Here is a 12,483-nt window from a genome sequence, read left to right as displayed (position 1 = left end):
TGCCAGACGCACGACGACGACGTGGCCGAGGCGGTGATCGACGCCTGCGAGGGCCTTGTCCGATCCCGCGTGCGACAGCTCGGCTCGATCCACGCCGACCCCGAGGACCTGGCACAGGTCGGTCGCATGGGGGTGTGGAAGGCCCTGACGCGGTTCGACCCCGACAGGGAGGTGGCCTTCACCACCTACGCCGTGCGCACCATCGACGGTGAGCTCAAGCGCCATCTGCGTGACCGGACGTGGGACACCCACGTGCCGCGGGGCGCCAAGGCGCGGATGGTCCGGGTGGGGCGTGCGACCGCCCGCCTCCGCGAGCTCGGCCATGACGTCACGGTCGATGCCCTGGCCCGCGAGTCGGGCCTCGATGCCGACGACGTCGTGGACGGCCTGATCGCCGGGGCGGCACGGTCGACCGACCGTCTGGACGCCCCGATCGGCGTGCACGGCCGATCGCTCCTGGACGTGCTGCCCGACCCGACCGCGGATGACGTCGACCTGCGCCTGGACCTGCTCGAGCTCATCAGCCAGCTTCCCGGCTCGCAGCGAACGGCCATGACCCTGGCCTACTTCGAGGACCTGCGGCAGCACGAGATCGCCGCGCACCTCGGCTGCAGCCAGATGCAGGTCTCGCGCCTCCTCAAGCGTGGCCGTGCGACGTTGGCAGCGCAGGTCACCCGCTGACGAAGTCAGTCCCTGTCCCGCTGACGGGGCGACCCCATGGAAGGAGGCGGCGAACGCAGCCGCTCAGCTGACTCGTGCCTGGGCCGAGCCGACCGTGGTGTGCCCCATCCTGACCCGGGTGTAGAGGTCGCTCCAGCCCGCGACGAACGCATGCTCGGCGCGTTCGCGCTGGCACTGCGGGCTGCTGGTGGTGAACCCGAAGGGCCGGCGCAGCGCCGCGGCCAGCGCCTCGAGGTCGACCCCGTCGGGGCCGAGCGGCACGGTTCGGACGGGCACCTGGTCGGCGAGGTGGCCGACGTCGCTGGCGACGACCGGCACGCCCACGTCGGCGGCGAGCTCCACCACACGGCTGTGGCTGCCGGACCGCAGCGGGACGATGACGGCCTCGGCTCGGGCCATCTCCCTGGCGATCGTCAGGTCGTCCGCGCGGTCCATGACGATCCGCTCGACGCGGTCGGGATCCCCACCCTCCAGCGGCCGGGCCCGGTCGGCGTTGACGAGAAGGCGCAGCGGTCGGCTGCCCGCGACACGGTCGGCGGCCGCGACCAGGCGATCCAGGTCGAGGTCGTCGGAGGGGGCGGTCGCACAGACCACCAGCGGTGCGGCGTCCGTGGGCAGCAGCCGCACGTGCCGGCGCCAGCGGCGGGCGAGGGACAGGTCGTGGTGGTTCAGGACCGGACCGTGCGGGATGACGACGGGTCGGATCCCCGTCTCCTCCGCGATCCGATCGGCCGCGCCCCTGGTGAGGGTGGTCACCCGGCTGATCAGGTGGGCGTTGGCTCGCAACGCCTCCAGCACGGGCAGGTCGTCGACCGCCAGGTCGAGGACGGTCACGACCGTCGGGACCGCACATTCGCGGTGCGCCCGCAGCGCCGCACCCATCTGCTCGACGGACCGGAAGGGGCCCGGGGTGTCGCGTCCCAGCATCAGGTGGACGACGTCCCACTCCAGGCTGTGGGCGTGGATCCAGCTGCTGTCGGCGAACCCGTCCGCGCGTCCCCACGGCTGGATGATCCGGGCGATCCGGCCGTGCAGGCGCTGGACCAGCGGGTGGCCGGCCGGGTGCACCAGCACGCGTGGCCAGGAGGGACCGATGTCGTGCAGGAACGCCCCGTGCGTCGGCGCCTTCGACCGCGGTCGCGACACGGAGCGCACGCGGCTGTGCGCCCCGTCCCCACCGACAGGACGATCGGCATCGGACTGATCGGCGGCGGTCCGGACGGCGGCGGACCGGACGGCGGATGGTGTGGTCGACGGCATGGGCAACGTGGACACGAGGCCTCCCCTCCTCGAGGGCTGACCGGTGGTGACTGCCACCATCGGGGACGGGGTGATACCCGTCAGGGCTGACTGAGAAACCGGGGTCCCGAGTCACGGCACGCAGCTGCGGAGTAGGTTGACCGCTGCCACCTGAACCACCGGGTCCGAGAGGGAGACCGTCCATGTCGTCAATGCCTGCCGGAATCAGCCTGCACATCACCGAGACACCGCGCCTGCGCATGCGCTGGGCATCAGCCGGGTCGGTGGAGGGAACCCCCGTGGTGCTCGTGCACGGCAACCTTGCGACGTGTCGGTTCTACGACGACCAGCTGACCGCCTGCCCGGACGGGTTCCGCTTCATCGCGCCGGACATGCGCGGGTTCGGTGGGTCGGAGAAGGTCGCGATCGACGCGACGCGAGGACTGCGGGACTGGGCCGACGACACGATGGGCCTGCTCGACACGATCGGCATCGACCAGCCGGCGCACTTCGTCGGGTGGTCGACCGGCGGCGGGGCGATCATGCAGATCCTGATCGACCATCCCGACCGGGTGGCATCGCTCACCCTCATCGACCCGGTGTCCCCCTACGGGTTCGGTGGGACCCACCGTGACGGCACCCCCTGCACCCCCGACCACGCCGGCACCGGCGGCGGGGCCGGGAACCCGGAGTTCGTGGCCCAGATGACGGCGGGCAACACCGGCACCGACTCGCCGTTCGCCATCCGCAACGTCATGCGGACCTCCTACTGGTCGCCCGCCTACTCCATGCCCGCGTCGCAGGAGGACATGCTGGTGGAGGAGGTGCTGTCCTCGCTGATGGGTGAGGAGGGGTACCCGGGCGACGCCACCGCGAGCGAGCACTGGCCGGGCTTCGCGCCGGGCACGACCGGCATCCTCAACGCGCTGTCGCCGAAGTACCTCAACACCTCCGGCATCGTCGACGTCGACCCGAAGCCGCCGATCATGTGGCACCACGGCACGGCGGACGTGGTGATCAACGACGGCTCCGCGTGGGATCCGGCGTTGCTGGGCCAGCAGGGCATCATCCCGGGCTGGCCGGGTGAGGAGGCCTATCCGGTGCAGCAGATGGTCAGCCAGACCCGTGACGTCCTGGACGCCTACGCCGCCAACGGCGGGTCCTACGAGGAGGTCGTCCACCCCGACGCGGGACACGGCCCCCACATCGACCACACGGCCGACTTCAACGCCCGGTTCCTGTCCTTCATCGGCGCCGCGAGCTGACCCGGAGCGCGTGAGACTGGGCGGCATGACGCCGACCCGCCTTCGCCGCCCCCGCGTGACCGTCCTCGTGCTGCTGCTCGCCCTCGCCCTCGTCTCGTGCGGTGACGGGGGCGGTACCGACACAGCCGCCAGCGACCCCCCGGCGAGCGACACGCCGTCCAGCGCGACCCCGTCCATCGAGGCCACGCCGACCGAGGACGCCGCGACGCCGACCCCGACGCCCTCCGCCGAACCGAGTCCCGAGGCCACCGAGACCACGTCTCCCACCCCCGCACCGAACCCGACCGAGTCGAGCCCTCCCGTGGAGCTGTCCCAGCCCGCCATCTGGCCGGCCGCGGACGTGGTGTTCGCCACCCCCGAGGAGGCGGCCACCGACTTCGTGTCCACCGTGCTGGGGGTCACCCCGACGCTGGGCGAGTTCGCAGCAGGCGACAGCCGCAGCGGCGAGATCGAGCTGCGGTCCCCCGGTGAGGGTGACGAGGGCCGGCAGGTTCCCCGTGGCGTCCTCCTCCTGCGCCAGCTGGGCCCTGCCGACGGGTGGTTCGTCATCGGCGTGGCCAACGAGTTCGCACGGGTGACCGCCCCCGAGACCCACGCCACCGTTCCGGCGGCCCCCCTCACCGTCGAGGGCATCGGCCGAGGCTTCGAGGGCACCGTCGTCGTGACGGCCTACGTGCCGGGCGACCCCACCCCGATCGACCAGGCGATCGCCGCGGGGGGCGCCTTCGCCGACCCCGAGGCCTTCACCGTCGAGCTCGACCTGTCCGGCCTGCCAGCGGGGACCCAGGTCGCGCTGCTGCTGCAGGGCGGGACGGGGCTGGAGACCGACCCGGGCGAGACAGGTGCCATCCCCGTCGTCGTCGGCTGAACCACCAGCGAACGGTCAGGGTCGGCCGCCGGCCCAGCGGGACAGGCGCTCCTCGATCGCTCGGACGCACTCGGCCCCGTGCGACAGCGGCAGCTCGTGGCCGGCGCCGTCCACCTCGACCAGCTCCACGGTCGGATGGGTGGCCAGGCCGGCGGCGCGGGCGGGCACCTGGATCGGGTCGTCGCTGCCGTTCATCAGCAGCACCGGCACGCCGGTGTCGACCAGGCTGTCCATGGCGGTCCGCCAGCCGCTGTCCAGCACCAACGACTGGAGGCTGCCCCGGTAGGCCGGCCAGGTGTGCAGGACCCCGTCGGCGGCGATCGGCCACGGCCACCGCGGCGCGAGCAGGGGCCACAGCGCACGGGCGGTCGAGCGGTGCGTGCACATCCAGGTGCAGACACGTTCGGCCAGGTCGCCGGTGGCCAGCAGGCCCGCCAGGTGGTCGGTCCGGGCGATGCGGTGCAGCCCCTCCTCCTCGTCGTCGTACAGGGGTGCGGACAGCGCGACGACACCCATCACACCGGGCAGCCGGGTGGCCGCGTGCAGGGCCAGGACCGCCCCCATCGAGTGCCCGACGAGCACCAACGGGCGGCCCAGCACCCCGATCCCGCGCAGCGTCGACGCGAGGGCGTCGAGGTGGTCGTCGCGGGTGTAGCCCTCGACGTCGACGTCCATGGAACGGCCGAACCCCAGCACGTCGGGCACCACGATCGGGAGGTCGTCGAAGGACGCACCGAACGAGCGGCCCGACGCGGTGATCCCGTGCAGGGCCACCACGACCGGACCGTCACCGAGGTCGCCGGCCGTGGCGTGCAGCGGGCCCGTGCCCACCGGTTGGCGCGTCGGGTCGGTCCAGGCCCGCACGGCAGGCGCGGCGGCATGGGCGGCCGCCCACGCCGCTGGCCCTGCCGCGACGACCGCTGCCGCCACCCTCGCCAGCCTCATGTGGCATCCACCGCAGCCAGGACCACCGGGTCGGCGCAGCCACGCGCGAAGGCGTCGAGCCGCCGTCGGATGTCGCGCCCGAGGGCCCAGCGGCCGATCCGGTCGGCGACCGGCGCAAGCCACGCCGGCCTGGTGGCGAAGGTGTACCGCCACGTCGCCACGGTGTGGTCGGGTCGGCCCTCGGCAGGCCGGAACTGCCAGCCGCCGGCGAACCTCTCGAAGAACCACGACCCCTCGACCATCCGCATGCCGACGTTGGTGGGCGGGTTGTAGGAGACGTACTCGCTGGTCATCGCCAGCCCGAGGCGATGGATCGTCCGGGTGCGCACGCCGACCGCGGGCCGCTCGGCCCCGTCGAGGAAGTGCTGGCGACGGATGAACGGATCCCAGCGCAGCCGGGTCTCCCCGGTGGTCTGCGACACGGCGAACGCCACCTCGGGGGTGACGGGGACGACCACACGGGCCTCGACGGACGGCATGGCTGCACCGTAGCCGCCGGTGGTCGCCGAAGTGGCGCGTGTCGCTGCGCTACACCTCGGGGCATGCAGCGTCGTTTCGTCCAGGTCGATGTGTTCTCCGCCGTGCCGTTCGCCGGCAACCCCGTCGCGGTCGTGCTCGACGCCGAGGGCCTGACGACGGAGGAGATGCAGGCGATCACCCGCTGGACCAACCTGTCGGAGGCCACGTTCCTGCTGCCGCCGACCACCCCCGAGGCGGACTACCGCGTGCGGATCTTCACCCAGAGCCGAGAGCTGCCGTTCGCGGGACATCCCACGCTCGGGTCCTGCCACGCGTGGCTGGACGCCGGGGGCCGCCCGGCCGGTGACGACGTGGTCCAGGAGTGCGGCGCCGGGCTGGTGCGCCTCCGTCGTGACGGCGAACGCCTGGCCTTCGCGGCACCACCGACCACACGGTCGGGCTCGGTGTCGGAGGAGGACCTGGCGTACGTGTGCGACGTCCTCTGCCTGGATCCATCCGAGGTCGTCGACGCCGCCTGGACCGACAACGGCCCCGGCTGGGTGACGGTCCTGCTGGCCTCGTCGGAGGCCGTGCTGGCCGTGCGTCCTCGCGTCGCCCTGGACCGGGAGACCGACATCGGGCTGGCCGGCTTCCACCCGTCCGGCGGTGAGGTGGCGCTGGAGATCCGCGGCCTGTTCACCGACGACCAGCACGTGCTCCGGGAGGATCCGGTGACCGGCTCGCTGAACGCCGCGGTGGCGCAGTGGCTGATCGCGAGCGGTCGGGCCGAGGCGCCGTGGGTCGCTGCCCAGGGTGCCGTGCTCGGCCGGGCCGGCCGGGTTCACGTCTCGCAGGACGCCGACGGCCAGGTCTGGGTCGGGGGCGCGTCGACCACCGTCGTGACCGGCACGATCCGGGCCTGACGCGTGGGGACCGGGTCCGCGGCCCGACCAGGATGAGCAGTTCGGCCGGGGGACCGGTCGAGCTGCACCGCACCGGCAACCGTTTGTGCAGGTTCGCCGGCTCGCTGGCCGAGCTGCACGAGGTCGACCGGGGCCGGGTCGACCGCTGGCCGAGCTGCACGAGGTCGACCGGTCGTCGGCGGAGGGGTCAGCCGGTCGTCGGGGCCACGCCGTCGGCCAGGGCGACGAGGTCGGTGAGCGGGCGCAGGGCCGGCCACACCTCCGCCGGCGTCGTGTGCAGGTCGTACAACGAGCCGCCGATCACGCCCGCCTCCAGCACCGCCTGGGTGAAGGCACCCGCGTGGGGCAGGTCGCTGGCGATCCCACCGGCGAGGTGCACGGGCACGTTGTCGTTGCCGGTCAGCTGGCGAAGGCGGGTCACGTTGTCGCGGTTCCAGCCCACCGTGACGTCCCAGCCGGTGCCGCGGAAGCTGGAGTAGGACATGGGGATGATCACGTCGACCAACCCGGCGACCTCGGGCCAGGGGAAGGCCGGCCACAGGCGGGTGTTCAGCTCCAGCTGCAACGGCGGGTAGGGGATGGCGGCCAGCGGCACCTCGGGGTTCTGGGTGCGGATCGCGGTCAGCAGCTCGAGCAGCCGGCGGTTGCGTTCGGCGACGTCGGCCACCGCGGTGACCTCGATGTCGATGCCGAGGGCGTCGGGCCGGTCACCGCGAGGCGTGGTGAACATGGCGGCGTCGTGGGCCCGGACGTGGTCGGCGTGCACGTCGACCAACGACGGCAGCGTCCACACCATGACCTGCAGGCCGTGGTCGTGGGCGACCTCGATCAGTCGGGCCAGCCGCTCGGGCTCCCCCACCCCCTCGGTACGGGTGAACGACGCCTGGGCGAAGATCGTCTGCACGCCCCCGGCCACGGCGATGGCCACCTGCTCCTCGGGCTGCAGGGACTGGTCGTAGAGGTCGATCCATGTCCCCAGCCCGCGGAACGCCGCGAGGCGGTCCTCTCCGGTCGCCAGCGTGACGGCCGATGCGGGCACGGGGTCGTCGTCGGCCACCGCAGGCGCCATGGGATCGGGCGGCAGGTCGGCTGCGACGAGCGTGGACGGGTCGACGAGGGGGCCGACCGCCTTGGCGACGTGCGAGGCCCAGTACGGGCGCGTCGGGTCGACCGGCGGGCCGGTCTCGACCGGTCGTCGGGTGGTCTGGGGGCGTGGCATGGCTCCGCGTGCATCCGGCTGCTTGGGACCCACGGCGGGGCTGAGCAGGACCAGGACGAGCAGGGGCAGGAGCAGCGTTCGCAGGGCACGTGTTCCGATGCCTTCGATATCGGCACGCGTCGAACCGGTGTGAGTCGCTCGAGCCCACGGAGTCGGTCACCCGCCGGACAGAGCCCGGTCAGGGCGACTGGCGAAACGACCGGAAGGGAATCGAACCCACCGGCGGGGAGATGCGCGCATGCTGGGGGTGTCCACCAGCGTCGGGAAGGGACACCCATGACGAGACGGCCCACCGCCCCGCAGGTGCGGGACCTCGTCGCGGACTGGCTGCATCGACAGGTCATCGACGAGGTGACCGCCGACCGCCTGCGTGCGGACCTGGCCGAGCGCACCGACCTCGAGGCGGACGACTCACTCGACTCCGGGTTCGTCGGCGGGGCCGTCGCCGCCCTGGTGGAGGTCGCGGGGTACCTCGGGGCGGGGCTCACTGTCGGCGCGATCGCCATCCTCATCGACGTCGAGCGCTGGGCCGCGGGGCCGCTCGCCGCGTTGCTGGTGGTCATCACCGTCGCCACGACCGCCGCGATGTGGGGGCTGACCGGGCAGCCGTTGGACGGGGCCCGTGGCCGTCTGGCGGGGGTGCTGACCGCCGCGGGTGCGCTGGCCGGCGCCGGCGTGGTCGAGGTGCTGCTCGGCGACATCGGGTCGTGCCCCACCGGAGTCGACTGCGCCGACCCCTGGGTGCATCGACGTCTGGCGGTCTCGGCGGCGGTCGCCCTCGTGGTGGCCGCCGTCGGCTTCGCCCGCAACCGGCGGGCGCTGCCCCACCTGGTCCTCGGCATCAGCACGGTCGCCCTGCTGTTCGGCATCGCCGAGGCGATCCACCGGCAGACCTACGGCCAGCCCATGGAGCGGACCACCGGCATCCTGCTCGCGGTCGTCGCGGCCGCGTGGGTGGCCGGCGCCGACGCCGACGTCATGCGACCCCGCTGGCTCGGCGTGCTCGGTGGGGCGGCAGTGCTCGCTGGCGGGTTGCTGAGCGGCGTGGGCAACGATGCCGGACCGCTGGTCGTGGCCGTCGTGGCCCTGGCGCTGCTCGGCCTGGCGCCACTCCGGGACGACATCTGGCTCGGCGTCGCCGGCGGGGTCGGCGCGATGGCCTTCGTCCCCGCCACCCTCATCGAGACGTTCGGGCTGGACAGCCGGACTGCCGCGGCCATCGTCCTGCCCCTCGGGGCCGTCCTGCTCGTGCTGGCGGTCCGGCGCCTGCGCCGCCAGCCCGCCGAGGGGTCGCACACGCCCCCGGAGGGGCAGAGCACACGCCCGGGGTCAGCCCGCGAGGATGGCGGTGACGGCCGGTGAGGCGAAGAACGGCTCCAGGCGGGTCCGGATGGCCTGTTCGAGCCAGCCGTCCTCGTGCGCGGCGGCCACGAGGGGCGGCACGATCGCGATCGCGTCGGCGACCAGGTCGTCCCGGCTGATCTCCAGCTCCTCCAGGAGCGTGGCGATGGGGTACTCGCCGTAGATGTCGAAGAACATGGTGATCCATGCCTCGGCGAAGGCCAGCGCCGGTTCGCTCGGACCCGCGGCGATGACGATGTCCTGCAGGACCCCGGCGAGCGTACGGATGTCGTCGCGGCCGACCTGTCCCTCCGCGTCGCCGACGCCGTCGAAGGCGTCGCCGGCATGGGCGTCCCAGACCTCCAGGACCGCATCACGCATCATCGGGTCGTTCAGGGTGTCCATGACGACCTTGTTGAGGCGTCGGACGGCGAACGCGGCGCCCTTGCCGGCCGTGTCACCGAGCAGCGACTGGACCTGCTTGTCGGCCACCCCGACGACCTTGGTCGCGGCGTTGGTGCCGAACGACACCAGCGAACCGACCCCGGGGATCTTCTGCGCCATCGACCGGTTGGCCTCCAGGACGTCGACCACGAGCTTGGTCACGAAGCCCGAGGCGAGGGTGCCCATGCGCGGCGAGTCGGCCATGCGGTCCAGCGCCTGGCCCACCAGCGGTCGCAACGGCATCAGCGCGTCGACCAGCGCCTCGACCTGCTCGCGATCGACGACGTCGGCCGGGGCAACGCGGGCGGTGGGTCCCTCGTGGAGCTGGTCGGCGGTGGCCTGCACCATCGTGGTGGCGGTGGTGCTGGCGGGGACGGTGCCCATGACCCGGTGCACGACTCGGGTGACGTCAATCGGGTCGACCGCGGCGTCCAGCCTGATCCGGCCGGCCACGGCGAGCAGGTCGTCGACGTCGCGCTCGAGCAGCTCGGGCAGCCGTGGCCCCGTCAGCTGCTCGAGGATCCAGGCAACCTGGGCGTCGAGCAGCTGGTCGGCGAGTGATGCGGTGGAGGTCATGCCTGCAGCGTAGGCACCAACCGCCGACGGGGGTACCCGGCCGGTCCGCCCTCCCGGGCCGGGCCGGCGACGATCAGGAGGAGACGGTCAGAAGGCCTGCGGGCCGAAGCGGGTGACCGCGACCACGAGGGCGAGGCCACCGAGGACGGCGTTGACCACGACCGACGGCACGTACTCCTTGCGGCGGATGTGCACGACGATGGCGCCGAGCATCGTCACGACCAGGCCGGTCGCGGCGATCGGGGTGAGGGTCGGCAGGACGTCGATGGCTGGGGGAAGGATCAGGCCGATGCCACCCAGCACCTCGAGGATGCCGATGGTGCGGACCTGTCCGGCCGACACGTCGTCGACCCAGCCCATGGACTCACCGGCGGATGCCTTGAGCTCGTCGGGTGTCTTGGTGGCCTTCATCGCACCAGCGGCGAGGAAGACGAGTCCGAGGACGATCTGGATGGTCCAGAGTGCAGCGTTCATTTCTTGGGCTCCGTTTCGAGGCTTCGACGTTCACGTGAACGTTCAACTAAACGACACGGTACCCAAGGAGATTGAACATTCAAGTGTTTTCTTCGGCACACTGTGGTGCATGACGGATACGCGATGGTTGTCCCCCGATGAGCTGCAGGCCTGGCGCTGGCTCTCCGCGCTGCTGCTGGTCCTGCCCGGGCAGCTCGAGGACACGCTTCGGCCCCACGGCCTGTCCTTCTTCGAGTACTCGATCATGGCCGGTCTGTCGTCGTCGCCGGACCGGACCCGGCCGATGAGCGAGCTGGCGCAGGTGGCCAACGGGTCGTTGTCGCGGTTGTCACATGCGGCTCGGCGGCTGGAGTCCCGCGGGTGGCTCCAGCGCTGCCGCTCGACCGAGGACGGCCGGGTCACCCTCGCCACGCTCACCGACGAGGGTCAGCGGCACCTCGTGGCAGCTGCGCCGGACCACGTCGAGTCGGTCCGCCAGGCGGTGTTCGATGTGCTCGAGCCCGGTCAGGTCCAGCAGATGCGGGACATCGCATCCGCGATCGTCGACAACGTCGTGCCCGGTGTCGGGGCTGCGTGGGGCGAGGCGTGATCGTCTGGGCCCGGACGCAGCAACGCCCCGGCGGACCGGGGCGTTGAGGTGATCGTGGTGGTCAGGGGCGGGGTCGAACCGCCGACCTTCCGAGTTTCAGTCGGACGCTCGTACCAACTGAGCTACCTGACCTTGATGTACTTGTGTGTACCGAGCGGACCTGACGGGATTTGAACCCGCGGCCTTCACCTTGACAGGGTGACGAGCACTCCTAGCTGCTCCACAGGTCCTCGTGTTGAGGATGTCCTCGGTTCTGGCGTATTCAGTTCTTCGAGCATTCCACGAGAGCCGTGCGGGGCTCGAACCCGCTCCGCCGGATTAAAAGTCCGGAGCTCTACCCGTTGAGCTAACGGCCCGTCGGCAGGTTACCTGCGTCGTGGCCCGTTGGCTCCACCGAGAAGTTCAACCGGACGGCGGAGCGGAGAGTGTAGCGCCTCATCCGGGGTCTGCGCCAAATCGATTTCCTCGGCCTACCCTCGGACGCGTTGACCGACTTCGAGATCCACCGCCACCTCGACGCCCACGCGCTCGCCGACATCCGTGCGCTCGTGGACACGACCACCCGCATCGAGGGCCACGCGCCCATCGGTGAGCACAAGATGGCCCACCTGTCCGTGGGTGCCGCGGACTGGGACGGCATCCTCGCCTACGCCCACTCCGGCGAGCTGATCGGCTACGTCCACCTGCGCTGGAACCCCGGGCCCGACGACCCCCGCCTGGCCGTGGAGATGGTCGTCCATCCCGCGCACCAGGACGAGGGCGTGCAGGCCGCGCTGCTGGAGTCCACCCGTCGGCTGGTCGCCCGCGCCGGTGGCGGACGGATGTTCCTGTGGGTGCACCGCGTGGAGACGCCGCAGGACACCCTCGCCCACGAGATGGGCTTCGCGATCCAGCGGGAGCTGGCCTACATGGTCCGCGGCACCGACGGGATCCCCGAGCCCGAGCCGTTGCCCGAAGGCGTGACGCTCCGCACCTACCGTCCGGGCGAGGACGACGAGGCGTTCCTGGAGGTCAACAACGCCGCGTTCGTCGGTCACCCCGAGAACGGGGCCTGGACCGCCGAGGACCTGGCCGAGCGACGTCGCCTGGACTGGTTCGACCCCGACGGCCTGTTCATGGCCTTCCGCGGGGACGAGCCGCTCGGCTTCCACTGGACCAAGTGGCACGAGCACGAACCCAACGGCGGCAAGCCCGCACACGGTCCGGAGGGGGAGGTCTACGTGCTGGCCGTCCACCCGCGCGCCCAGGGCATGGGCCTCGGTCGGATCCTGCTGCGCCAGGGCATGCGCCACCTGGCCACTCGCTCGGACCACCTCGTCCTCTACGTCGACTGCGCCAGCGCCGGCCCCGTCGCCCTCTACACCTCCGAGGGCTTCGAGACGCGCTACCGCGAGGTCTGCTTCAGCGACGACATCCCGCCGGCGAAGGCGACGTCGAGGGCCCTGCTCCGTCCCGCCTGA

At 72.1% G+C, this 12,483-nt stretch carries 13 protein-coding genes and 3 tRNA genes; 7 read left to right on the top strand and 9 right to left on the bottom strand.

What is annotated here, in order from left to right; translation table 11 throughout:
- The first annotated feature begins 21 nt into the window (after positions 1-21).
- Positions 22-681: a sigma-70 family RNA polymerase sigma factor gene (locus tag CUC05_RS12565; RefSeq protein ID WP_157965505.1), complete on the top strand. Its 660-nt coding sequence runs from the start codon at positions 22-24 to the stop codon at positions 679-681.
- Positions 682-744: 63 nt separating this feature from the next.
- Here CUC05_RS12565 and CUC05_RS12560 read toward each other — a convergent pair whose 3' ends face one another.
- Entirely contained in the window at positions 745-1,956 is a 1,212-nt protein-coding gene (locus CUC05_RS12560; protein WP_157965504.1) for a glycosyltransferase family protein, read from the bottom strand.
- 167 nt (positions 1,957-2,123) lie between these two features.
- On the opposite strand from CUC05_RS12560, the gene CUC05_RS12555 reads away from it, so the two are divergent.
- Positions 2,124-3,185: an alpha/beta fold hydrolase gene (locus CUC05_RS12555; RefSeq protein WP_205712301.1), complete on the top strand. Its 1,062-nt coding sequence runs from the start codon at positions 2,124-2,126 to the stop codon at positions 3,183-3,185.
- Between the two features lie 25 nt (positions 3,186-3,210).
- Entirely contained in the window at positions 3,211-4,053 is an 843-nt protein-coding gene (locus CUC05_RS12550; RefSeq protein ID WP_157965503.1) for a hypothetical protein, read from the top strand.
- A 15-nt stretch (positions 4,054-4,068) separates the two neighbouring features.
- Here CUC05_RS12550 and CUC05_RS12545 read toward each other — a convergent pair whose 3' ends face one another.
- The gene (locus CUC05_RS12545; RefSeq protein ID WP_108666455.1) at positions 4,069-4,998 is read right to left on the bottom strand and encodes an alpha/beta fold hydrolase; all 930 of its coding nucleotides are present in this window, start codon (positions 4,996-4,998) and stop codon (positions 4,069-4,071) included.
- On the bottom strand, positions 4,995-5,477 hold the full coding sequence (locus tag CUC05_RS12540) for an SRPBCC family protein (RefSeq protein ID WP_108666454.1): 483 nt from the start codon (positions 5,475-5,477) through the stop codon (positions 4,995-4,997). Before CUC05_RS12540 ends, CUC05_RS12545 begins: the two co-directional genes overlap by 4 nt.
- Before the next feature lie 63 nt (positions 5,478-5,540).
- Between CUC05_RS12540 and CUC05_RS12535 the strand changes: the two genes are divergently transcribed.
- On the top strand, positions 5,541-6,380 hold the full coding sequence (locus CUC05_RS12535; RefSeq protein ID WP_108666453.1) for a PhzF family phenazine biosynthesis protein: 840 nt from the start codon (positions 5,541-5,543) through the stop codon (positions 6,378-6,380).
- A 187-nt stretch (positions 6,381-6,567) separates the two neighbouring features.
- Here the strand turns inward: CUC05_RS12535 and CUC05_RS12530 are convergent, their stop codons facing one another.
- Positions 6,568-7,599: a hypothetical protein gene (locus CUC05_RS12530; RefSeq protein WP_108666452.1), complete on the bottom strand. Its 1,032-nt coding sequence runs from the start codon at positions 7,597-7,599 to the stop codon at positions 6,568-6,570.
- A 276-nt stretch (positions 7,600-7,875) separates the two neighbouring features.
- Here CUC05_RS12530 and CUC05_RS12525 point away from each other — a divergent pair, with 276 nt between their 5' ends.
- On the top strand, positions 7,876-8,961 hold the full coding sequence (locus CUC05_RS12525) for a hypothetical protein (protein ID WP_157965502.1): 1,086 nt from the start codon (positions 7,876-7,878) through the stop codon (positions 8,959-8,961).
- On the opposite strand, the gene CUC05_RS12520 is transcribed toward CUC05_RS12525, so the two are convergent.
- Both CUC05_RS12520 and CUC05_RS12515 read right to left on the bottom strand, forming a co-directional pair.
- Positions 8,929-9,960 carry a hypothetical protein gene (locus CUC05_RS12520; RefSeq protein WP_108666450.1) on the bottom strand — a complete coding sequence of 344 codons (1,032 nt, stop codon included), beginning with the start codon at positions 9,958-9,960 and terminating at the stop codon, positions 8,929-8,931. The genes CUC05_RS12525 and CUC05_RS12520 overlap by 33 nt on opposite strands.
- 87 nt (positions 9,961-10,047) lie before the next feature.
- Positions 10,048-10,434: a DoxX family protein gene (locus tag CUC05_RS12515; protein WP_108666449.1), complete on the bottom strand. Its 387-nt coding sequence runs from the start codon at positions 10,432-10,434 to the stop codon at positions 10,048-10,050.
- Positions 10,435-10,543: 109 nt separating this feature from the next.
- On the opposite strand from CUC05_RS12515, the gene CUC05_RS12510 reads away from it, so the two are divergent.
- Positions 10,544-11,023: a MarR family winged helix-turn-helix transcriptional regulator gene (locus CUC05_RS12510; protein ID WP_108666448.1), complete on the top strand. Its 480-nt coding sequence runs from the start codon at positions 10,544-10,546 to the stop codon at positions 11,021-11,023.
- Between the two features lie 55 nt (positions 11,024-11,078).
- Here CUC05_RS12510 and CUC05_RS12505 read toward each other — a convergent pair.
- The 3 genes from CUC05_RS12505 to CUC05_RS12495 form a co-directional block, all read right to left on the bottom strand.
- Positions 11,079-11,155: transfer RNA gene (locus tag CUC05_RS12505), tRNA-Phe, on the bottom strand.
- A 23-nt stretch (positions 11,156-11,178) separates the two neighbouring features.
- Positions 11,179-11,253: transfer RNA gene (locus CUC05_RS12500), tRNA-Asp, on the bottom strand.
- Between the two features lie 54 nt (positions 11,254-11,307).
- Positions 11,308-11,379: transfer RNA gene (locus CUC05_RS12495), tRNA-Lys, on the bottom strand.
- A 129-nt stretch (positions 11,380-11,508) separates the two neighbouring features.
- On the opposite strand from CUC05_RS12495, the gene mshD reads away from it, so the two are divergent.
- The gene (mshD, locus tag CUC05_RS12490) at positions 11,509-12,483 is read left to right on the top strand and encodes a mycothiol synthase (protein WP_157965501.1); all 975 of its coding nucleotides are present in this window, start codon (positions 11,509-11,511) and stop codon (positions 12,481-12,483) included.

This window comes from Euzebya rosea (genome assembly GCF_003073135.1).
Lineage (GTDB): Bacteria > Actinomycetota > Nitriliruptoria > Euzebyales > Euzebyaceae > Euzebya > Euzebya rosea.
The sequence above is the reverse complement of the archived record's forward strand: the minus strand, read 5'-3'. Positions and strand labels throughout refer to the sequence as shown.

What these genes read in the sequence shown, in the direction of transcription:
- CUC05_RS12555 (WP_205712301.1), top strand. Translation starts at nt 2,124, where the DNA reads ATGTCGTCAATGCCTGCCGGAATCAGCCTGCACATCACCGAGACACCG.
- CUC05_RS12550 (WP_157965503.1), top strand. Translation starts at nt 3,211, where the DNA reads ATGACGCCGACCCGCCTTCGCCGCCCCCGCGTGACCGTCCTCGTGCTG.
- CUC05_RS12545 (WP_108666455.1), bottom strand. Translation starts at nt 4,998, where the DNA reads ATGAGGCTGGCGAGGGTGGCGGCAGCGGTCGTCGCGGCAGGGCCAGCG.
- CUC05_RS12540 (WP_108666454.1), bottom strand. Translation starts at nt 5,477, where the DNA reads ATGCCGTCCGTCGAGGCCCGTGTGGTCGTCCCCGTCACCCCCGAGGTG.
- CUC05_RS12535 (WP_108666453.1), top strand. Translation starts at nt 5,541, where the DNA reads ATGCAGCGTCGTTTCGTCCAGGTCGATGTGTTCTCCGCCGTGCCGTTC.
- CUC05_RS12530 (WP_108666452.1), bottom strand. Translation starts at nt 7,599, where the DNA reads ATGCCACGCCCCCAGACCACCCGACGACCGGTCGAGACCGGCCCGCCG.
- CUC05_RS12525 (WP_157965502.1), top strand. Translation starts at nt 7,876, where the DNA reads ATGACGAGACGGCCCACCGCCCCGCAGGTGCGGGACCTCGTCGCGGAC.
- CUC05_RS12520 (WP_108666450.1), bottom strand. Translation starts at nt 9,960, where the DNA reads ATGACCTCCACCGCATCACTCGCCGACCAGCTGCTCGACGCCCAGGTT.
- CUC05_RS12515 (WP_108666449.1), bottom strand. Translation starts at nt 10,434, where the DNA reads ATGAACGCTGCACTCTGGACCATCCAGATCGTCCTCGGACTCGTCTTC.
- CUC05_RS12510 (WP_108666448.1), top strand. Translation starts at nt 10,544, where the DNA reads ATGACGGATACGCGATGGTTGTCCCCCGATGAGCTGCAGGCCTGGCGC.